We start from the raw sequence: 19435 nt of genomic DNA, 5'->3' as shown, positions 1-19435 counted from the left end.
TGTGTGGTTATCCTGCAACAATTCCGCCATGACCGATCACGCATCGTCTCCTGATCCTTTCAGAAAGGCTCCCGGTTCCTTGTCCTCGTCCGAAGATTCCGCCTGCCGCGAGCAAGGCAACCAGTTCATGCCCCGTTTCGACCCCGCAGGTTTGCTGACAGCGGTGGCCGTCGATCATCGGAGCGGCAGGTTGCTGATGCTCGCGCACATGAACGCCGAAGCATTGGACCGGACACTGGAAACGGGCCTTGCGCATTTCTTCTCCCGTTCGCGCGGTCGGTTGTGGATGAAAGGCGAAAGTTCAGGCCACGTGCTTCGGATTGTCGAGATCAGGGTCGATTGCGATCAGGATGCGCTTGAACTGCGGGTGGAGGCGGCAGGGCCGGCATGTCACACGATGGCGCCGTCGTGCTTTTATCGCCGGATTGCGAGAGACCGCACGCTTGAGCGGGTGACTGATTGACGCTTACGTAAAGGTTAGTTAGGGTGAGGGCATGTCACAGCAAGCCGTCACCGCGACTCGTGCCTCTGCCGGCTCCGCCCGGCAAATGCAGGGCGAAAGTTCGCCCGCGTCCCCCGATCATGCGGATTCGGGCCATACCGGCCATCTTGAACAGCCCGATGCGCTTAAGCGTGACCAGTTCACCATTTCCGATCTTTCCAGCGAGTTCGGGGTGACGGCACGCGCGCTGCGCTTCTACGAGGACGAGGGCCTGATTGCCCCGGAGCGCATTGGCCTAACGCGGATCTATTCGAAGCGCGACAGGGCGCGGCTTGCCTGGATCATGCGGGCCAAGAATGTCGGTTTCAGTCTGGCCGAAATCCGCGACATGATCGACCTTTACGACATGGGCGATGGCCGCGCCGAGCAGCGCCGCGTCACTATCGCCAAGTGCCGTGAGCGGATCGAGAACCTGCGCAAGCAGCAGGCCGACATTGCCGCAACGATCGAGGAACTGACCAGCTTTGTCGACCTCGTGATCGCCCGTGAGCGTGCCGAAGGCCGCAATCCGGACGCCTGAATCAAACGTCTTTCTTCAAGGGACAGGACCATGCCGATCTACAACGCCCCCACGCGGGATACACGCTTTGTCGTCAACGAACTGATCCGCCTCGAAAGCTACGGGCATCTGCCGGGCTTCGAGAACGCGAGCCGGGACATGACCGATGCGATCATTGAGGAGGCTGGCCGCTTCGTGTCCGAAGTCGTCGCGCCGCTCAATCTTTCGGGCGACAAGGAAGGCTGCACCCGTCATCCCGATGGCAGCGTGACCACACCCACGGGCTTCAAGGAAGCCTACCGCCAGTATGTCGAAGGCGGCTGGGGAACGCTCTCTGCGCCGCCAGCATTTGGCGGGCAGGGGCTTCCGCATGTGATGGGTTTCATCATGGAGAAGTATCTCGCCACCGCCAATCAGGCGTTTGCGATGTATCCCGGCCTTGCCAACGGCGCGATCTCGGCAATCATTGCCAAGGGCTCGCCCGAACAGCAGGCAAAGTATCTGCCCAAGATGGTGAGCGGCGAATGGCTGGGCACCATGAACCTTACCGAGCCGCATTGCGGCACCGACCTTGGCATGATCCGCACCCGCGCCGAACCGCAGGCCGATGGCTCCCATGCCATCACCGGCACGAAGATCTTCATTTCGGCAGGCGACCATGACCTTACCGAGAACATCATCCACCTTGTCCTTGCCAAGACGCCGGGCGCGCCTGATTCCACCAAGGGGATTTCGCTGTTCATCGTGCCCAAGTTCATCGTGAACGATGACGGTTCGCTGGGAGAGCGCAACGCGGTGAGCGCCGGGGCGATCGAGGAGAAGATGGGCATTCACGGCAATGCCACCTGCGTGATGAACTACGACGGCGCGAAGGGCTGGATGGTTGGCGAGGAGAACAAGGGCCTTGCCGCCATGTTCATCATGATGAATGCGGCCCGTCTGGGCGTTGGCATGCAAGGGCTGGCGCAGGCCGAAGTCGCCTATCAGAATGGTCTGGCCTATGCGCTGGATCGCCGTCAGGGCCGAGCGCTCACCGGCCCGGCCGAGCCAGAGGCCAAGGCCGATCCCATCATCGTCCACCCGGACGTTCGCCGCATGTTGATGGATGCCAAGACCTTCATCGAAGGAATGCGGGCCCTGTGCCTGTGGGGCGCGTTGCAGGTTGATCTCTCGCACAAGGCGGCAACCGCCGAAGAGCGCCAGATGGCCGATGACCTTATCAGCCTGCTTACCCCGGTCATCAAGGGATATGGCACCGACATGGGTTACAAGGTCGCCACCGACATGCAGCAGGTCTGGGGCGGGCATGGCTACATTGCCGAGAACGGCATGGACCAGTTCGTGCGCGATGCGCGCATCGCCATGATCTATGAAGGCACCAATGGCGTGCAGGCGATGGACCTTGCCGGGCGCAAGCTGGCGCTCAACGGCGGCCGCGCGATTCAGGCGTTTTTCGCGCTGGTCGATGCCGAATGTGCCGAAGAGAGCGATCATGCAACGGTCAGGCTGGTGGCCGAACGTCTGGCCAAGGCAAACGGCGAACTGAAGGCCGCTACCATGTGGTTCATGCAGAACGCCATGGCCAATCCCAACAACCTCGGCGCAGGCGCCTATGCCTACATGACGCTGACCGGCATCGTTTCGCTCGGCCTCATGTGGCTGCGCATGGCCAAGGTTGCCGCCGCTGCTCTGGCCGATGGTTCTGCCGACACGGCCTTCTACGAAGCAAAGCTCACCTGCGCGAGCCACTGGGCCACGCGCTTCACCACCGAGGCCGGGGCGCTGCGCCGTCAGGTCGAGGCGGGGGCGGAAACGATCATGGCGCTTACGCCGGAACAGCTGGCGATTGCGTGATGCCGCGATCGGACCGGGAGGGCATCGGGCCTTCCCGGTTCAGCCAAGCACTTCGTCGAGCAGGTTCATGAGTGCGGCCCAGCTCTGGCGGTCAGCACTGGCGTTATAGCCGATTGCGGCCATGCCGCGCGCATCGCTGCCGGGATCGGTGAAGCCGTGGCGGACGCCACTGTAGCTGTGGAAGTGCCAGCTTGCGTCTGCCGCGTCCATCTCTTCCCAGAAGGCCATGACCTGCGAGCGCGGAACCATAGGGTCTGCATCGCCGTGGCAGACGAGGATGCGCGCATTGATGGCGCCGGGCTGGGCAGGGGCCTGTGTATCAAGCAGCCCGTGAAAGCTGGCTGCCAATACCAGATCGGCGCCATCGCGTGCCAGTTCCAGTGCCGCCTGACCGCCCATGCAATAACCGATTGCCGCAACTGGCAGGTCTTGCGCTTCGATCAAGGCAGTCAACGCCGAAAGCCCTGCGCGCAGGCGCTGGCGATAGGTTGCCACATCCTGCCGCAACGGCCCTGCCAGTTCACGCGCATGATCGAAATCGCGCACCTGCACGCCGTAAAAGTCGGCGATCATGGCCAGAAAGCCCGCCTCGGCCAGCATCTGGGCGCGGCGCACCATGGGGGCATTGCAGTTGGCGATGGTGGGCAGAACCAGCACGGCGGCGCGGGGCGTTTGCTGCGGTCTTGCGAGAAAACCGGTCAGCTCGGTTGCGCCGTCGGTATAGTCGATCTGCTCCATCGCCATCGGACCTACTCCGGAAGGAAATCGGGCACCGAGAGATAGCGCTCGCCCGTATCGTAGTTGAAGCCCAGAACGCGGGTTCCTGCGGGCAGGCTCGGCAGTTTCTGGGCGATGGCGGCAAGCGTCGCACCCGATGAAATGCCTACGAGCATCCCTTCCTTCGCCGCACACTGGCGCGCCATTTCCTTGGCGTCTGCCGGATCGACGGTGATCGCGCCATCAATCGCCTGGGTATGCAGGTTGCCGGGAATGAAGCCAGCACCGATGCCCTGAATGGGATGCGGTGCGGGTTGCCCACCGGAAATCACCGGCGAAAGCGTGGGTTCCACCGCATAGGCCTTGAGCGCAGGCCAGTGCTTCTTCAACTCCTCGGCACAGCCGGAGAGATGGCCGCCCGTGCCCACGCCGGTAATGAGCACGTCGATCGGATCGGCGGCGAAGTCCCTGAGCACTTCCTGCGCGGTCGTGCGGATGTGAACGGCAACGTTTGCCGGATTGTCGAACTGCTGGGGCATCCATGCACCGGGCGTCTGCTCGACCAGTTCCTTGGCCCGTTCGATGGCGCCCTTCATGCCTTTCTCGCGCGGGGTGAGATCGAAGGTGGCGCCGTAGGCCAGCATCAGCCTGCGCCGTTCTAGCGACATCGATTCGGGCATGACGAGAATGAGTCTGTAGCCCTTGACCGCCGCGACCATGGCGAGACCGATACCGGTGTTGCCCGATGTGGGTTCAATGATCGTTCCGCCGGGGCGCAGGCTGCCATCGGCTTCGGCGGCCTCGATCATGGCAAGGCCGATCCTGTCCTTGATCGAACCGCCGGGATTGGCGCGCTCGTTCTTCACCCACACCTCGTGATCGGGAAACAGGCGCGAAAGGCGAATGTGCGGGGTGTTGCCGATGGTGGCGAGGATCGAATCCGCTTTCATTGCGCGTGCTCCTGGTAGTGAAGTCTTTGTCCCAGCTTAGGACTATCTGTAGCGGGCTGCAAAGGTTCGCGCGTTTTTCAGTTCGGGGAACAGGAAGAACCACGCGGCCGTCACGGCAATTGCCCCAATCCCGCCGAATGCCACCGCGCCCACTGCGCCAAGCAACGCAGCCGCCACGCCAGATTGCATCTCGCCCAGTTCGTTCGAGGCGGAAATGGCAAGCCCCGAAATCGACGATACCCGCCCGCGCACCGCGTCGGGCGTGTGCAACTGAACCAGCGTGTTGCGGATGAACACCGATACCATGTCGCCCGCGCCAAGCCCCATCAGCATGAGGAGCGAGAGATAATAGTTCGTCGAAAGACCAAAGCCGATGGTAAAGGCACCATAGACCGCCACGCCCAGCAGCATCTTGATCCCGACATTGTTGGTAATGGGGCGGCGCGAGAGGATCAGCGCGACGAGCGCCGCCCCAAGCCCCGGCATGGCGCGCATGATCCCAAGGCCATCGGCGCCAACAGGCTTGCCGTCAATCAGCAGGATGTCGCGCGCGAAGACCGGGAGCAGCGCAGTCGCGCCGCCGAGCAGCACTGCAAACAGATCCAGCGTGACGCATCCGAGGAGGAAGCGGTCATTCCATACGAACGAGAAGCCTTCGCGCATCTGCCGCAAGGGATGGCTGTCGCGGTTGCTTTCGGGCGGAGGAAGCCGCCGGATCGAGGCTATGCTGAGGGCGGCCAGACCCAGCAGCACGGTTGACGTCCAGTAAGGCGCTGCCGGGTGCGAGGCAAACAGCATCCCGGCAAGGGCCGGACCGCCGACCGAACCGATCTGCCATGCCATGGAATTGATGGCGATGGCCTTGGGCATCAGTGGCGCAGGAACGACGTTGGGCGCGACCGACGCCAGCGCGGGGCCGATGAAGACCCTTGCCGTTCCGTGGAGCGCTGCCAGCCCGAACAGCAGGGGCAGGGAAAGCACTGCAAGTTGGGTGGTCAGCGCCAGTGTCAGCGCCACGGTCAGATCGATGCAGAGCGAGATGGTGGCAACGTTGCGCCGATCGAACCGGTCTGCCACCAGCCCGGCCACGGGCGTGAGGATGAACAACGGCAGGAACTGGGCGAGACCAAGCAGGCCGAGCAGGAATGCGGCCTGCGATATCGGCATGTCATAGGCGCTGCGGGCCACGTCGTAGAGCTGGTAGCCGAGAATCACGACCATGCCGCTCGTCGCGACCACCGAGAAGAACCGGGCGATCCAGAAACGCCGGTAATCTGGAATGGCAAGCGGCGAGGCGGGAAGCTGGGTGGCGTTGTCGTTCATGGTCACGGCGCAGCCAATGCCAGCCGGACAGGCTGTTGCCAAGCAAGCAATACTTGGCCCCTATGCCGGGGCGGACCGCGCGCCCGTCGCTGTGCTCTTCTTGCAGGGTCAGCGCGATGAACGCGGCTTTGGTGCTGGCTGAAGCGAACGGATCAGCTTGTTGAAATCGTCCATGCGGATAATCCGCTCAAACTGGAAACCGGCGCGCGTCCCGTCTGCCCAGACTACAAAGGCTTCGATTCGCCCGATTGACGGCAGGCGCACCGTCACCCGCTCGCCCCGGCCAAGATCCTCGATCTCGGTCGCCATGAAGCCCGTGGTCGAGATGTTCGCGACATGCAGCATGATGTCGCCGCGCGTGCGATGTTCGCCGATGACCGGCAGGTTTACCGGGTGCCGGGTGGAACGACGCAAATCGGTGACTGAAAGCTGGGCTCCGCCGCGCATCGTTCCTCCTGGCGCTTGGGTTGTCGGTCAGGAGGCTATAGGTCCGAAATGGCGAACAATTGGTAAAGCAGCGGCAATTCCCTGCCGGAAGCGGCAGGCCCTTGCCGTTAGATAATGGGAAACCCTGATTCGCCGCGCCTGTCAGGCCCGGCGCACGATGCCGTGCTTCTTCTTGCCTGAAGAAACGCGGATTTCCTTGTCCGTCAGGGTGATACGATGGCCTTCATCCGAAACGGCCTCGCCATCGATACGCGCGCCGCCACCCGCAACCAGCCGCTTGGCTTCGCCCCGGCTCGCCGCAAAGCCAAGGCCCACCAGCGCATCGACGATGCCGATGCTGTCCTCGCTCACTTCCAGAACGGGAAGATCCTGACCCAGCCCGCCCCCTGCAAACGTGGCCGCAGCAGTCGCCTCGGCGGCCTTTGCGGCAGCTTCGCCGCGCACAAGGCTGGTGACTTCATTGGCCAGCACGATCTTTGCGGCATTGATCTCGCTGCCCTGAAGGGCTTCCAGCCGCGCGATCTCGTCAAGCGGCAGATCGGTGAACAGGCGCAGGAAGCGGCCCACGTCGCGGTCATCGGTATTGCGCCAGTATTGCCAGAAGTCCCACGCGGGCAGCGCATCCTCGTTGAGCCAGACCGCGCCGTTCATGGTCTTGCCCATCTTCGCCCCGTCGGCGGTGGTGAGCAGCGGGGTTGTCACCCCGAACACATCTTTGCCATCCATCCGGCGCGTGAGCTCGATGCCGTTGACGATATTGCCCCACTGGTCCGACCCGCCCATCTGCAACCGGCAGCCATAGCGCTGCGACAGCTCGCGGAAATCATAAGCCTGCAGGATCATGTAGTTGAACTCAAGGAACGAGAGCGACTGCTCGCGGTCGAGTCGCTGCTTGACCGAATCGAAGCTGAGCATCCGGTTCACCGAGAAGTGCTGTCCCACTTCGCGCAGGAACGGGATGTATTCCAGCCGGTCGAGCCATTCGGCATTGTCGAGCATGATCGCATCGGACGGCCCATCGCCAAAGGCCAGGAAGCGTTCGAACACGGTCTTGATAGAGGCGACATTGGCCGCGATCGTCTCGTTGGTCAGCAGCTTGCGCGCCTCGTCCTTGAAGCTGGGGTCGCCGATCTTGCCAGTGCCGCCGCCCATCAGCACGATGGGCTTGTGTCCCGCCTGTTGCAGACGGCGCAGCAGCATGATCTGCACCATCGAGCCCACGTGCAGCGATGGCGCGGTGGGATCGAAGCCGATATATCCGGGCACGATCTCCCTTTCCGCCAGCGCATCGAGCGCGGCCGCGTCGGTCATCTGGTGGATGTAGCCTCGTTCGGAAAGAAGGCGCAGCAGGGAAGATTTGTATTCGGTCATCTCGGCCACCTGGTATCGGGATGGCGCGCCTAGCACGGAGTTGCGCGATTGGAAACGCATGAGCTTGTGCCCCATCCTTCGAGCCGACCGTTGGCCGTGCGCAGAATTGCGGCGCGCATAACCGGAATCGACGCGCACTGGATGACCCTGCGCTGGCGCGTGGAAGGCACTGAGGCGCTGCGCCTGCCCCCGTTTGCCGCCAGCGGGCGCGCGGACGGGCTGTGGCAGACCACCTGCTTTGAACTGTTCGCAAAAGAGGCGGGGGCGCGGGCCTATGCCGAGTTCAACTTCTCGCCATCGCAGCGCTGGGCGGCCTATGATTTTGTCGCCTACCGCGAAGGCATGGCTCCGCGCCCCGTGCCGCGCGATCCGGTCTGCACGCCGCGCATTGGCCGGTCGGTGCTGATCTTCGATGTGGCCCTGCCGCTGGCAGCCTTGCTCGCGCGGCCGTTGGACTATGGTCTTTGCGCGGTGATCGAGGAGGAGGGTGGGGCCAAGTCCTACTGGGCCATCGCGCATCGTGACGAAAAGCCCGACTTTCATCACCCGTCTTGCTTCGCCGCCCGGCTTGAGGCACCGCAGACGCCATGAAAAATGGCATAGACCGGCTGCTTGCCGACCCCACGCTGAGAAAACCGCTAGAAGGACGGCGCGTTTCGCTTGTTGCGCATCCTGCGTCGGTTACTGCGGGGCTGGTCCATTCGCTTGACGCACTGGTCGCCTGCGGCGTGAATCTGACATCGGCTTTCGGCCCCCAGCACGGGCTGAAGGGTGACAAGCAGGACAACATGGTCGAAACAGCCGACGAGCTGAACCCGACCTATGGCATTCCGGTATTCAGCCTTTACGGCGAGGTGCGCAGGCCCACCGCGCGCATGATGGACAGTGCCGATGTGTTCCTGTTCGATCTTCAGGATCTGGGCTGCCGCATCTACACTTTCGTCACGACCCTGCTCTATCTGCTTGAAGCGGCAAGCGGCACGGGCAAGGCGGTCTGGGTGCTTGACCGGCCCAATCCGGCAGGACGCCCGGTCGAAGGCACGAAACTGGTGCCGGGCTGGGAAAGCTTTGTGGGCGCAGGGCCAATGCCGATGCGCCACGGCATGACGCTGGGAGAGATGGGTGCCTGGTTCATCGATCATTTCCGGCTCGATGTGGATTACCGCGTGATCGCAATGGAAGGCTGGACGCCTGATCGGGGACCGGGATTCGGCTGGCCGGAAAGCCGCATCTGGATCAACCCTTCGCCCAATGCCGCCAGCCTCAATATGGCGCGGGCCTATGCAGGAACGGTCATGATCGAAGGGGCCACGCTTTCCGAAGGGCGCGGCACCACGCGGCCACTGGAAGTGCTGTTCGGCGCACCAGACATCGATGCCAAGGCCGTGCTGGCGGAAATGCGCGGCTTCGCCCCGCAGTGGATGGAAGGCTGCGCAATCCGCGAATGCTGGTTCGAGCCGACGTTCCACAAGCACGCCAAGGCTCTTTGCAGCGCGCTCATGGTCCATGCCGAAGGCGCGTTCTACAATCATGACGCGTTCCGGCCGTGGCGCTTGCAGGCGCTTGCCTTCAAGGCAATCCGTCGCCTCTATCCAGATTATCCGCTGTGGCGCGATTTTGCCTACGAATATGTCTTCGACAAGCTGGCGATCGACGTCATCAATGGAGGCCCCGCGCTGCGCGAGTGGGTTGACGATGAAGGCGCGATGCCAGCCGATCTCGATGCCGTGGCCGGGGCGAATGAAGCAGCTTGGGCGGACGAGCGCGCTGCTTTCCTGCTCTACTGATGGTGGTGCCGCCTATTTCCTGACCGGCTTGGGAATGAGGGGCGAGATCGCTGCAATCACTTCATCCGCTTTGTAGGACACATCGCCAAAGACCCTGCCGTCACCCGGCATCCCCGTCCTGAACCGCGCCACGTTCAGCGAAGTCTGCCCCGGCATCATCATGAAATGGCTGTGCCCGCGCGTTTTGGCGACAAGGGCCAGATGCAGGAGCATGGCATAGGTGGCAGGCGCGCCGCCACCGTCGCGCGCGGTGCTGATGATTTCGCCATATTCCGGGTCGGTCTTGGGCGCGGTGATGTAGCGCGATTTGTCGGTTTTCCAGACATTGCTTGCGAACTTGGCAAACTCGTTGGGCGCAAAGGCCGCGCGATAGGTGGCGAAACGATCACCGTTGCTTTCGCCCGGATCATTGATCTGCGCCACGGTGCGGGCTTCTTCTGCCGCCAGAATATCATGGGCTGAGGGGATTGGCGTGCTTGCCTTGTCTGCCGGGGTTGCAAGCGCATCAAGCTTTTGCGCCACGCCTGCCAAAAGTCCGGGGGCGACGCTGGGCCACCGGCTCCTTGCGGAAAACAACGTGCGCGCGCGCGTGCTTTGGCCGGAGTCGAGCGCGACGAGAATGGTGTAAAGGTCGTTCGCCTCGCTCGTGGACGTGACCGGCGAGTCGGTCTTGCCGAGGGCAATGTCCGCTTCGGCCTTTTCCATGGCGAGCTTCATCAGCCGATCGCCCTCCGCCGCATTTCCGGCAAGCCGGTAGGCAATCGCGGCACGGGATTGCGATCCATAGTGACGGGTCTTGGGTATGGTGGCGAGCAGGGCAACATAGGCGGAATAATCCGCAGCAGCTTCCGCGAACATCCCGGCGGCCGCTCGCGCTGCTGCCCGTTCGACGAGGAGGATCGGCCATGCACGTGCGGCCTGATCGTAGGCTGCCGCTTCTGCCGGGCCATAGGCCCGCGCAATGCCGATGTAGCGGGAAGCCGCAAGCTGCGCGCGAATGTCGAAGGGATTGCGGCTGGCCAGTTCAAGACCGAGCCTGTGGGCAGCTGCGTAATCCCCCTTGCCGGTCATGGCCATGGCTTCAAGCTCGATCGCGGTTATGCCAAGGCTCTGCTGGTATGCCGTCGTTGCAGTCAGTTCCGGCTGATCGGCCGTTACCGAACGAATATCGGCAAGCGATCCGTCCCAGTCCTGCATTTCCATGCGGTGAATGGCGCGTCCGAAGATCAGTTCGATCCGGCGTCCGCCGTCCTTTGCCGGTTCCGGCCCGGAAAGTGCCTCATCGCAGGCTTTGACACCGTCGGCACCGTTTTCGCGCTTCTTGGGATCGGGTGCCTCGCGCGAGGGAAGCAGCAGGCCAACAACGGCGCTGATTGCAACCAGCCGGGCAACGGTGCCCAGTGTCGATGCCTTGTTCGGAAATCCATCGCACCGTACGAAGGCCGAAGGGCCGGATGGCGCCTTGGTGCTGGCCGTATCGGCCGCAGCCATGGCCGGCGTGCAAACGGCGTTCAACGTAAGCGCCGCAGCCGCAACTGCGAACATCCCATTCTTCACCTGCACGCTGCCCCCTGTGAACCGATCTGCCAGACATAGACCAGAAAAGCGCGCTGGCAAGCGCGGACAAGGTCAGGGCACCATTGCGGATGCAAATCCGGTTTGATGCCGGGCCTATCGCCAGACGGGTTCGCGTTTGGCCAGAAAGGCTTCGATGCCTTCGTTGGTGTTCTCGTCCATCATGTTCCGGGCCATGACTTCGCAGGCGAGTCGATAGGCTTCGGCGCGCGGAACCTCGCGCTGGGCATAAAACAGGGCCTTGCCCCGGCGGATCGCGTCGGGGTTCTTGGAAATGATCGTTTGGGCCAGATCGTTCACCGCATCATCAAGCGTCTCGCTGGGGGTGATCGTATTTATCAGGCCCCACTCCGCCGCAACGCAGGCATCGACGAAACGGCCCGTCACCAGCATTTCGAACGCGCGCTTGGTCGGCACGTTGCGGCTGAGGGCCACCGCCGGGGTGGAGCAGAACAGGCCCACGTTGATGCCCGACACGGCAAAACGAGCGCTTTCCGCCGCCACGGCCAGATCGCAGGCTCCCACAAGCTGACACCCGGCAGCCGTTGCCACCCCGTGCACTTTGGCAATGACCGGAACCGGCAGGGCAACTATGGCCTCCATCACCTCGGTGCAGGCGGCAAAGAGCTTGCGGAAATGGTCGAGGCTGCGGTTGGCCTGCATTTCGGCCAGATCGTGCCCTGCGCAAAACGCCTTGCCCGCCCCTGACAATACGACAACGCGCAGCGCCGGATCCGCGGCAAGGGCTTCAAGTTCGGACAGCAGCGCCGCCAGCATGGCCTCGGACAGGGCGTTGAACTTGTCCGGCCGGTTGAGGACGATGTCTGTCCGCCCCCGGCCATCATTGGTTCTGACGATCAGATCCGTCATGCTGCCTCCCATCCTTTCCATCTGGCCGCGCCAATATCCCTTGGCAGCGCCCGCCCGAATTCAGTGTTTCTTGCGGGTCAGTTCGCGCATCGCAGCATCCAGCCCTTCCAGTGTCAGCGGATACATGGCGCCTCCCAGAAGGTCGCGGATCATCTTGGTGGACTGCGAATAGCCCCATTGCTTTTCCGGCACGGGGTTGAGCCAAACGGTTGCCGGATAGGTCTGCGCTACCCGGTGCAGCCAGACCGCGCCCGCCTCTTCGTTGAAATGCTCGACACTGCCGCCCGGATGGCTGATTTCGTAGGGGCTCATCGCGGCATCGCCCACGAACACGACCTTGTAATCGTGGCCATACTTGTGAAGGATGTCCCATGTCTTGGTGCGTTCGGACCAGCGCCGCTTGTTGTCCTTCCACACGCCTTCGTAAAGACAGTTGTGGAAATAGAAGAACTCCATGTTCTTGAACTCGGCGGTGGCCGCACTGAACAGTTCCTCCACCAACCTGATGAAGGGGTCCATCGATCCGCCCACATCAAGGAACAGCAACAGCTTCACCGCATTGCGCTTTTCCGGGCGCATCCGGATGTCGAGCCAGCCCTGCCGGGCCGTGCCTTCGATCGTGCCTTCCAGATCGAGTTCGTCGGCAGCCCCTTCGCGGGCAAAGCGGCGCAGGCGGCGCAGCGCGATCTTTATGTTGCGCGTGCCCAGTTCGCGCGTGTTGTCAAGGTTCTGGAACTCGCGCTTTTCCCAGACCTTTATCGCGCGCTTGTGGCGGCTTTCGCCGCCGATGCGCACGCCTTCGGGGTTATAGCCTGAATTGCCGAACGGGCTGGTGCCACCCGTGCCGATCCACTTGTTGCCGCCCTGATGGCGCTTTTCCTGTTCTTCCAGACGCTTCTTCAGCGTCTCCATGATCTCTTCCCACGAGCCGAGCGCCTTGATCTTTTCCATTTCCTCTTCGGACAGGAACTTCTCGGCCACGGCCTTGAGCCAGTCTTCAGGAATATCGACCGGGCGCTGGCCATAGTCTGTCAGAAGGCCCTTGAAGACCTTGTTGAAAACCTGATCGAAACGATCGAGCAAGCCCTCGTCCTTCACGAAGGTGGCGCGCGACAGGTAGTAGAAGGCTTCGGGCGTCTGCTCGATCACATCCTTGTCGAGCGCTTCGAGCAGCACGAGATGCTCCTTGAAGCTGGCCGGGATGCCCGCAGCGCGCAATTCATCGACGAAATTGAAAAACACCCGATCCGGCTCCCTTGGCTTAATCGAATGATTAAGCGTTCGGGCGCGGATGGGCAAGTCCTGCAATGATCGGCCATCAACAGGGGCCGGCCTACACGGGGGATCGGCCCGCAACGGGCCAGTTTGGCATTGAAGCCGGGCCACAGAGGCGTAAACCCTTACAACATGGTTAAGGCATGTTTACCGTGAACCGGATTGCGGGTGCCCTGGCGGTCGTGGGCCTTATCCTTGGGGCTGGCGGTATTGGCGTCGTCTCCGGGCTGGCGCCGGGCAGTGCCGAGCCTGCGCAGGCGCAGGTGGCCGATCCGTCTGGCGCTGCGGTCTCGCCGGACGCCCTGCCGCCACGCCAGCCGATGGTTCCACCGCCGGTCAGCGAAGTGGTGCAAAGCGGCGTGCTGATCGTGGTCAGCAAGCCTTCGCAGACGATGCACGTGTTCAAGGATGGCCAGCCGTGGGGGTCTTCGCCGGTTTCAACCGGAAAGCGTGGCCATGGCACGCCCGCGGGCGTTTTTCCCATACTGCAGAAGCGTGTGAAGCACCGCTCCAACATCTACAGCAACGCGCCCATGCCTTACATGCAGCGACTGACCTGGAGCGGGATTGCGATCCATGCGGGTTATGTGCCGGGCTATCCGGCTTCGCATGGCTGCATCCGTCTTCCCTATGGCTTTGCCCGCTCGCTCTTCGGCCTCACGCGGGCCGAGACGACAACCGTGGTCGTCACGAATGAGCGGATGCCCTCGCCTGAGCGCGCGGTCTTGCTGGCGCTCGATACGGATGCTCGCCGCACCGGCATTCCCGGTCAGCCGCCGCGCCCCATGCTGGCTGCGGCAGGGCCGGTTTCGCCACCCTTGCCCGTGGCGGCAGGTGCACAGCAGACCATTCAGCTTGCCGCTGCCCTGAGCGAGGCCGAGGCAGAAGCGCATTGGCAGATGCTCGTGACAGGACATCCGGAACTGGCCGGTTTCCAGAAGGCGGTCATCCCCGCCGTTGTCGGGGCGCGCCAATACTGGCGGCTGCGGGTCAGCGCGCCGGGCGCCCACGCCTGGTGCGCCACGCTCAAGCGTGCTGGCCGCGATTGCTTCCGGGTAAGCTGACCGGAAAAAGCCTGCGTCAGCTTCCCTGACGGCGCGCCATGAAGGCCAGCCGTTCGAACAGCATGATGTCCTGTTCGTTCTTGAGCAGTGCGCCGTGGAGCGGTGGGATGGCCTTGGTCGGGTCGCGGTTCTGAAGAACGTCCAGCGGCATGTCCTCGTTCAGCAGAAGCTTGAGCCAGTCGAGCAGTTCCGACGTGCTGGGCTTCTTCTTCAGACCCGGCACTTCGCGGATTTCGTAGAACACTTCCATCGCCTTGGTCACCAGCGTCTTCTGGATGCCGGGGAAGTGGACATCAATGATCGCCTGCATCGTCTCGCGATCGGGGAACTTGATGTAGTGGAAGAAGCAGCGACGCAGAAACGCGTCGGGCAGTTCCTTCTCGTTGTTCGAGGTGATGACCACGATCGGGCGTTCCTTCGCCTCGATGCGCTCCTGCGTTTCGTAAACGTCGAAGCTCATCCGGTCGAGTTCCTGCAGCAGGTCGTTGGGGAACTCGATATCGGCCTTGTCGATCTCGTCGATGAGCAACACGGGGAGCTTGGGCGCGGTGAAGGCTTCCCACAGCTTGCCCTTCTTGATGTAGTTGCGGATATCGTGGACGCGCTCGTCGCCAAGCTGCCCGTCGCGCAGGCGTGCGACGGCATCGTATTCGTAAAGGCCCTGCTGCGCCTTGGTGGTGGATTTCACGTTCCATTCGATGAGGGGGGCATCCACTGCCTTGGCGATTTCATGCGCCAGCACGGTCTTGCCGGTGCCGGGTTCACCCTTGACCAGCAGCGGACGGCGAAGCAGGACTGCGGCGTTCACCGCAACTTTGAGATCCTCGGTGGCGACATAGTTGCTGGTGCCTTCAAAGCGCATCGGCGATTCCTGTTCTTAATCGTTTGGTTAAGGGATAGGCCCTGTCCTGATGCAGCGCAAGAGGGTGCGCCATTACTGACGCTTGCGACAGGTTTTGCCAGTTATAATGACGGCTGCGTCAGGAATGGGGCCGATAAATGACGCAGTCGTCAGAATAGGCGTGTCAAAATGTCGCTGGAAGGCGCTGATGCCGCAAGCGCGATTGCGGGGGAAACGCCCCGCGTGTAGGCGCGGGTGGAAATGCTTGTGCGCGGCGGCGATCCGGCAAGGTCAGGCTATCAGGTTTCGCTGCGCGAGCGGGCGGGATCGCTTGTCTTTGCCCTTGCGGCAAGCGCGCTGGTGTTCTGGATCATGCTGACGATGGGGGCCATCACCGGCTTCGGTGGCAGCGAGAGCGCCCGGCTGACCGCCATCAACCTATCGCAGGCCGGCCAGGACGAGGCCGGGGCGGCGGACAAGCCGAAGGAAACCGCAGTCGCAAGGCAGGACAGAGCGCAGGCAGTGGCGCGGCCCGCCGCAAGGCCTTCTCCGGCAGTCGAGGTTCCGGGCAAGATCGAATGGCCGGAAGGCTTCATCGAACTTTCGCGTAACGATTATCGCTCAAGCGACATTTCCCGGATACAGCGCCGCGAGTTCGATGGCGGAGCGTTGCCCGGCGGCAGCAGGGGCAGCCAAGGCGACAGTCCCAGCGTGGGGCAGGGACCGGGCGGGGTGCGCCTCTATGCCGCGCAATGGTATCGCGAACCGACTGATGCCGAGATCGGTCCCTATCTCCCGCAGCGGCGGATGCAGGGCGATTGGGCGCTCATCGCCTGTCGCACGGTGGAAAAGTATCACGTCGAGGATTGCCAGGAACTGGGTGAAAGCCCGCCCGGATCAGGTCTGGCCAGAGCCTTGCGGCAGGCCTCGTGGCAGTTCCTTGTCCGCCCGCCCCGCATCAACGGCAAGCCGCAGATCGGCGAATGGGTCCAGATTCGCTTCGACGTGCGCGGCGGACGAAAGGACGAGGCGGGCGGTTGATCTTGGCGAATTGATCAGGCGTCGATCAGTTCCGGGTCTATTTCGGCAGCGCGGTTCTGGATGAACATGAAGCGTTGGGCAGGATCTCGGCCCATCAGGCGGTCGACAAGGTCTTTCACCGCTGCGCGGCCTTCATACTCCGGGGGCAATGTGATGCGAATGAGGCTCCGGGTTGCGGGCGCCATGGTGGTTTCGCGCAATTGCTGCGGATTCATCTCGCCAAGGCCCTTGAAGCGGGAGACTTCAACCTTCTTGCCCTTGAACTTGGTAGCCTTCAGTTCGGCGCGGTGGGCATCGTCTCTGGCATAGGCCGAAAGACTGCCGCTGGTCAGGCGGTAGAGCGGCGGCTGGGCAAGGTAGAGGTGTCCGCGCCGCACCAGTTCGGGCATTTCCTGAAAGAAGAACGTCATCAGCAGCGTTGCGATATGCGCGCCGTCAACGTCGGCGTCGGTCATTATGATGATGCGGTCATAGCGCAGGGCATCCGGATTGCAGTCCTTGCGCATTCCGCACCCCAGCGCGAGCGCAAGGTCGGCGATTTCCTGATTGGCGCGGATCTTGTCGGCCGAGGCAGAAGCGACGTTGAGGATCTTGCCGCGGATCGGCAGGATCGCCTGCGTCTTGCGGTCACGCGCCTGCTTCGCGCTGCCTCCTGCGCTGTCGCCTTCGACGATGAAAAGTTCGGTCTCGCCATCGCCTTCGCCCGAACAGTCGGTCAGCTTGCCGGGCAGGCGCAGCTTGCGCGCGTTGGTGGCGGTCTTGCGCTTGACCTCGCGCTCGGCCTTGCGGCGCAGGCGTTCGTCCATGCGCTCCATCACCGCGCCCAGCAGCGCCTTGCCGCGCTCCATGTTGTCGGTCAGGAAATGGTCGAAATGGTCGCGCACCGCCGCTTCAACCAGCCTGGCCGCTTCCGGGCTGGTGAGCCGGTCCTTGGTCTGGCTCTGGAACTGCGGATCGCGGATGAAGACCGAAAGCATGATTTCGCTGCCGGTCATCACGTCTTCGGGCGCGATATCCTTGGCCTTCTTCTGACCGATCAGGTCGGCAAAGGCGCGGATGCCCTTGGTCAGGGCTGCACGCAGACCCTGTTCATGGGTGCCGCCATCGGGCGTGGGGATGGTGTTGCAATACCACGAATAGGAACCATCGGACCACAGCGGCCAGGCGATGGCCCATTCCACCCGGCCCATTTCCTCGCCATCGGGACCAGCGGGAAAATCCTGCCGACCCGCAAACGGCACCGAAGTGACGCATTCGCGCCCGGAAACCTGTTCTGCCAGATGATCGGCAAGGCCGCCTGGGAACTGGAACACGGCTTCGGCAGGCACATCCTCGCTGGCGAGTGCAGACGCGCATTTCCAGCGGATTTCCACGCCCGCAAACAGATAGGCTTTTGAACGCACGAGCCGGAAAAGGCGGGCGGGCTTGAACTTGGCGTCCTGTCCAAAGATTTCCGGATCAGGAATGAATGTCACCTGTGTCCCGCGCCGGTTGGGCGCATTGCCGATCCGTTCCAGCCGTGTCGTCGGGTTTCCGCGCGAAAACTCCTGCGCGTAAAGTTCCTTGTTGCGGGCAACCTCCACGCGCGTGAGGGTGGACAGCGCATTGACCACCGACACGCCCACACCGTGCAGACCGCCGCTGGTGGCATAGGCCTTGCCGGAAAACTTGCCGCCCGAATGCAGCGTGGTGAGGATCACTTCCAGCGCCGATTTGCCCGGATACTTGGGATGCTCGTCCACCGGGATGCCGCGCCCGTTGTCGGAAATGGTCAGGCGGTTGCCTTCTTCCAGAACGACCTCGATCCGGTTCGCATGGCCTGCAACCGCCTCGTCCATCGCATTGTCGAGCACTTCGGCGGCAAGGTGATGGAGCGCGCGTTCATCCGTGCCCCCGATATACATGCCGGGGCGGCGGCGGACCGGTTCAAGGCCCTCAAGCACTTCGATGGCAGAACCATCGTAGCTTTCGGACGGACTGGACGCGGGCAGCTTGTCGAAAAGGTCGTCTGACATGCGAACGGGTATAGAACGCGCGGGAATCGGCACGCAAGCGGGCTTGCAGCCTTATCCCGCGAAAATCCCGGCCATGCGGATCGCTTCGTTTACTGGAACTTGGCGGGCGCAGGTGCAACCGTGATGAAAGTGCCCGCGCCCACCTCGCGAACTTCCATGGCGCGTTCGGCCATGCCCGTGGCGGTGAAGCGAAAAACGCCGTCCAGCCCGATGAAGCCCTGTGGATCATAGAGCTTGCCGGTTGGGAAGACGGTTCCGGGCTTCCAGTTGCGCGCAACGTTGAGCGTCAGCAGGACACTGTCATAGCCCAGCGTTGCAAGGCGCGAAGGGCTTGCGCCGAAGCGTGTCCGGTAGGACGTTTCGAACTGGCCGAAGCGCTGGTCGGATACGGCAGAGAACCACGCGCCGCGCAGGGCCGCCGCACTGGCGATGCTGCCTTCCCCGCTCCACAGTTCGGTTCCCAGCAGACGCACGCCCTTGCCAGCGAGAGGCGCGGCCTGAAGCGCGATCCGGCTGCCATCTGCGATCAGCAGCGCATCGAACCGGCCCTTCTCGCGCAGGCGGCGCACGGCGCTGGCTACCGATGTGTTGCCGCGATCATAGGTTTCGATGGCGGTCACGGTCATTCCGTTGGCTTTCGTCCCTTCGACCAGCCCGGCCATGGCCCGCTGTCCGTATTCGCCGGTCGGGATAAGGGCCGCTACGGAGCGCACGCCTTTCACCGCCGCAAAGTCCAGCGTGCGCGTGATCGACTGCGCGGGCGACTGCCCCATGACAAAGACATCGCGCGCCGCCACCGCGCTGTCGTTGGAATAGGTAATCATCGGCACTTTGGCGGGGCGGGCCGCAACGGCCACCGCGCGCACGTCGTCCGACAGCAGCGGGCCAAGGATCAGCTTGTTGCCATCGGCAATTGCGCGGGCCGCTGCCGATCCTGCGCCGGTTGCGGTGTCGTAGGTAGTGATGCGCAGGTTTGCCGCGTTTGTATCGAGCAGCGCCATCGTGGCGGCGTTCGCAATGGCCTGCCCCACCGCGGCATTGTCTCCGCTGAGCGGCACGAGCAGGGCAACCCGGTGCCTTCCGGAATCGGCGGGCAGGACATTGGCGTCGGGTGCCTTTTCCACCGGCTCGGTGACGGGCGCCGATCCCTTGGGAATGACCGCGCAGCCTGCCAGCAGCGAGAGCATTGCCGCCACCAGCATCCGGCGAGAATGGCGAAAGGCATCCAGCCGCTCCTCGCCCACCTGTCGTTCGATCATTGCGCGCGCACCCTCTTGTCGCATCCGGATGGCCGGTCCATGGAA

The 19435-nt window shown here is 63.0% G+C and carries 18 protein-coding genes; 7 read left to right on the top strand and 11 right to left on the bottom strand.

Annotated elements, in window-relative coordinates:
• Window positions 1–79 precede the first annotated feature (79 nt).
• The 3 genes from hisI (at window position 80) to DKM43_RS07305 (ending at window position 2855) form a co-directional block, all read left to right on the top strand.
• Complete coding sequence (hisI, locus tag DKM43_RS07315; protein ID WP_269089609.1) at window positions 80–463, top strand: phosphoribosyl-AMP cyclohydrolase; 384 nt, start codon at window positions 80–82, stop codon at window positions 461–463.
• 85 nt (window positions 464–548) lie between these two features.
• On the top strand, window positions 549–1022 hold the full coding sequence (locus tag DKM43_RS07310; protein ID WP_109797763.1) for a MerR family transcriptional regulator: 474 nt from the start codon (window positions 549–551) through the stop codon (window positions 1020–1022).
• 30 nt (window positions 1023–1052) lie between these two features.
• The gene (locus tag DKM43_RS07305) at window positions 1053–2855 is read left to right on the top strand and encodes an acyl-CoA dehydrogenase C-terminal domain-containing protein (RefSeq protein ID WP_109797762.1); all 1803 of its coding nucleotides are present in this window, start codon (window positions 1053–1055) and stop codon (window positions 2853–2855) included.
• A 39-nt stretch (window positions 2856–2894) separates the two neighbouring features.
• Here the strand turns inward: DKM43_RS07305 and DKM43_RS07300 are convergent, their stop codons facing one another.
• From DKM43_RS07300 to tyrS, 5 genes are all read right to left on the bottom strand, one after another.
• Window positions 2895–3599 (bottom strand): dienelactone hydrolase family protein, encoded by a 705-nt coding sequence (locus DKM43_RS07300; RefSeq protein WP_109797761.1) that lies wholly within the window; start codon window positions 3597–3599, stop codon window positions 2895–2897.
• Window positions 3600–3604: 5 nt separating this feature from the next.
• Window positions 3605–4522 carry a cysteine synthase A gene (gene cysK, locus DKM43_RS07295; RefSeq protein WP_109797760.1) on the bottom strand — a complete coding sequence of 306 codons (918 nt, stop codon included), beginning with the start codon at window positions 4520–4522 and terminating at the stop codon, window positions 3605–3607.
• A 42-nt stretch (window positions 4523–4564) separates the two neighbouring features.
• Complete coding sequence (locus DKM43_RS07290; protein WP_109797759.1) at window positions 4565–5845, bottom strand: MFS transporter; 1281 nt, start codon at window positions 5843–5845, stop codon at window positions 4565–4567.
• 108 nt (window positions 5846–5953) lie between these two features.
• A complete protein-coding gene (locus DKM43_RS07285) occupies window positions 5954–6292 on the bottom strand; it encodes a PilZ domain-containing protein (protein ID WP_109797758.1) in 339 nt (112 codons plus the stop codon).
• A gap of 141 nt (window positions 6293–6433) precedes the next feature.
• Complete coding sequence (gene tyrS / locus DKM43_RS07280) at window positions 6434–7663, bottom strand: tyrosine--tRNA ligase (RefSeq protein ID WP_109797757.1); 1230 nt, start codon at window positions 7661–7663, stop codon at window positions 6434–6436.
• 96 nt (window positions 7664–7759) lie between these two features.
• Between tyrS and DKM43_RS07275 the strand changes: the two genes are divergently transcribed.
• Together DKM43_RS07275 and DKM43_RS07270 are read left to right on the top strand one after the other, a co-directional pair.
• On the top strand, window positions 7760–8254 hold the full coding sequence (locus DKM43_RS07275) for a DOMON-like domain-containing protein (RefSeq protein WP_330857621.1): 495 nt from the start codon (window positions 7760–7762) through the stop codon (window positions 8252–8254).
• Complete coding sequence (locus tag DKM43_RS07270; RefSeq protein ID WP_109797755.1) at window positions 8251–9450, top strand: exo-beta-N-acetylmuramidase NamZ family protein; 1200 nt, start codon at window positions 8251–8253, stop codon at window positions 9448–9450. Before DKM43_RS07275 ends, DKM43_RS07270 begins: the two co-directional genes overlap by 4 nt.
• Window positions 9451–9462: 12 nt before the next feature.
• Here the strand turns inward: DKM43_RS07270 and DKM43_RS07265 are convergent, their stop codons facing one another.
• From DKM43_RS07265 to DKM43_RS07255, 3 genes are all read right to left on the bottom strand, one after another.
• Entirely contained in the window at window positions 9463–10941 is a 1479-nt protein-coding gene (locus DKM43_RS07265; RefSeq protein WP_145960484.1) for a hypothetical protein, read from the bottom strand.
• A 180-nt stretch (window positions 10942–11121) separates the two neighbouring features.
• Window positions 11122–11895 carry an enoyl-CoA hydratase gene (locus DKM43_RS07260; protein WP_109798064.1) on the bottom strand — a complete coding sequence of 258 codons (774 nt, stop codon included), beginning with the start codon at window positions 11893–11895 and terminating at the stop codon, window positions 11122–11124.
• Window positions 11896–11955: 60 nt separating this feature from the next.
• Window positions 11956–13137, bottom strand: coding sequence for a vWA domain-containing protein (locus tag DKM43_RS07255; RefSeq protein WP_109797753.1), 1182 nt, complete (start codon window positions 13135–13137; stop codon window positions 11956–11958).
• Window positions 13138–13322: 185 nt separating this feature from the next.
• Here DKM43_RS07255 and DKM43_RS07250 point away from each other — a divergent pair, with 185 nt between their 5' ends.
• Complete coding sequence (locus tag DKM43_RS07250; RefSeq protein ID WP_236632432.1) at window positions 13323–14234, top strand: L,D-transpeptidase family protein; 912 nt, start codon at window positions 13323–13325, stop codon at window positions 14232–14234.
• A gap of 16 nt (window positions 14235–14250) precedes the next feature.
• On the opposite strand, the gene DKM43_RS07245 is transcribed toward DKM43_RS07250, so the two are convergent.
• Window positions 14251–15096 (bottom strand): AAA family ATPase, encoded by an 846-nt coding sequence (locus tag DKM43_RS07245; protein ID WP_109797751.1) that lies wholly within the window; start codon window positions 15094–15096, stop codon window positions 14251–14253.
• A 240-nt stretch (window positions 15097–15336) separates the two neighbouring features.
• Here DKM43_RS07245 and DKM43_RS07240 point away from each other — a divergent pair, with 240 nt between their 5' ends.
• Entirely contained in the window at window positions 15337–16116 is a 780-nt protein-coding gene (locus DKM43_RS07240) for a hypothetical protein (RefSeq protein ID WP_109797750.1), read from the top strand.
• Between the two features lie 14 nt (window positions 16117–16130).
• Here the strand turns inward: DKM43_RS07240 and parE are convergent, their stop codons facing one another.
• Window positions 16131–18131: a DNA topoisomerase IV subunit B gene (parE, locus tag DKM43_RS07235; protein ID WP_109797749.1), complete on the bottom strand. Its 2001-nt coding sequence runs from the start codon at window positions 18129–18131 to the stop codon at window positions 16131–16133.
• Between the two features lie 89 nt (window positions 18132–18220).
• A complete protein-coding gene (locus tag DKM43_RS07230; protein ID WP_109798063.1) occupies window positions 18221–19390 on the bottom strand; it encodes a penicillin-binding protein activator in 1170 nt (389 codons plus the stop codon).
• Between the last annotated feature and the right edge of the window lie 45 nt (window positions 19391–19435).

The sequence above is a fragment of the Novosphingobium meiothermophilum genome (genome assembly GCF_003171715.1).
In the GTDB taxonomy this organism is placed as follows: domain Bacteria; phylum Pseudomonadota; class Alphaproteobacteria; order Sphingomonadales; family Sphingomonadaceae; genus Novosphingobium; species Novosphingobium meiothermophilum.
The sequence above is the reverse complement of the archived record's forward strand: the minus strand, read 5'-3'. Positions and strand labels throughout refer to the sequence as shown.

What these genes read in the sequence shown, in the direction of transcription:
- DKM43_RS07265 (WP_145960484.1), bottom strand. Translation starts at nt 10,941, where the DNA reads ATGGCTGCGGCCGATACGGCCAGCACCAAGGCGCCATCCGGCCCTTCG.
- DKM43_RS07270 (WP_109797755.1), top strand. Translation starts at nt 8,251, where the DNA reads ATGAAAAATGGCATAGACCGGCTGCTTGCCGACCCCACGCTGAGAAAA.
- DKM43_RS07230 (WP_109798063.1), bottom strand. Translation starts at nt 19,390, where the DNA reads ATGATCGAACGACAGGTGGGCGAGGAGCGGCTGGATGCCTTTCGCCAT.
- DKM43_RS07245 (WP_109797751.1), bottom strand. Translation starts at nt 15,096, where the DNA reads ATGCGCTTTGAAGGCACCAGCAACTATGTCGCCACCGAGGATCTCAAA.
- parE (WP_109797749.1), bottom strand. Translation starts at nt 18,131, where the DNA reads ATGTCAGACGACCTTTTCGACAAGCTGCCCGCGTCCAGTCCGTCCGAA.
- DKM43_RS07305 (WP_109797762.1), top strand. Translation starts at nt 1,053, where the DNA reads ATGCCGATCTACAACGCCCCCACGCGGGATACACGCTTTGTCGTCAAC.
- DKM43_RS07310 (WP_109797763.1), top strand. Translation starts at nt 549, where the DNA reads ATGCAGGGCGAAAGTTCGCCCGCGTCCCCCGATCATGCGGATTCGGGC.
- DKM43_RS07260 (WP_109798064.1), bottom strand. Translation starts at nt 11,895, where the DNA reads ATGACGGATCTGATCGTCAGAACCAATGATGGCCGGGGGCGGACAGAC.
- cysK (WP_109797760.1), bottom strand. Translation starts at nt 4,522, where the DNA reads ATGAAAGCGGATTCGATCCTCGCCACCATCGGCAACACCCCGCACATT.
- DKM43_RS07290 (WP_109797759.1), bottom strand. Translation starts at nt 5,845, where the DNA reads ATGAACGACAACGCCACCCAGCTTCCCGCCTCGCCGCTTGCCATTCCA.
- DKM43_RS07240 (WP_109797750.1), top strand. Translation starts at nt 15,337, where the DNA reads ATGCTTGTGCGCGGCGGCGATCCGGCAAGGTCAGGCTATCAGGTTTCG.
- DKM43_RS07300 (WP_109797761.1), bottom strand. Translation starts at nt 3,599, where the DNA reads ATGGCGATGGAGCAGATCGACTATACCGACGGCGCAACCGAGCTGACC.
- tyrS (WP_109797757.1), bottom strand. Translation starts at nt 7,663, where the DNA reads ATGACCGAATACAAATCTTCCCTGCTGCGCCTTCTTTCCGAACGAGGC.
- DKM43_RS07285 (WP_109797758.1), bottom strand. Translation starts at nt 6,292, where the DNA reads ATGCGCGGCGGAGCCCAGCTTTCAGTCACCGATTTGCGTCGTTCCACC.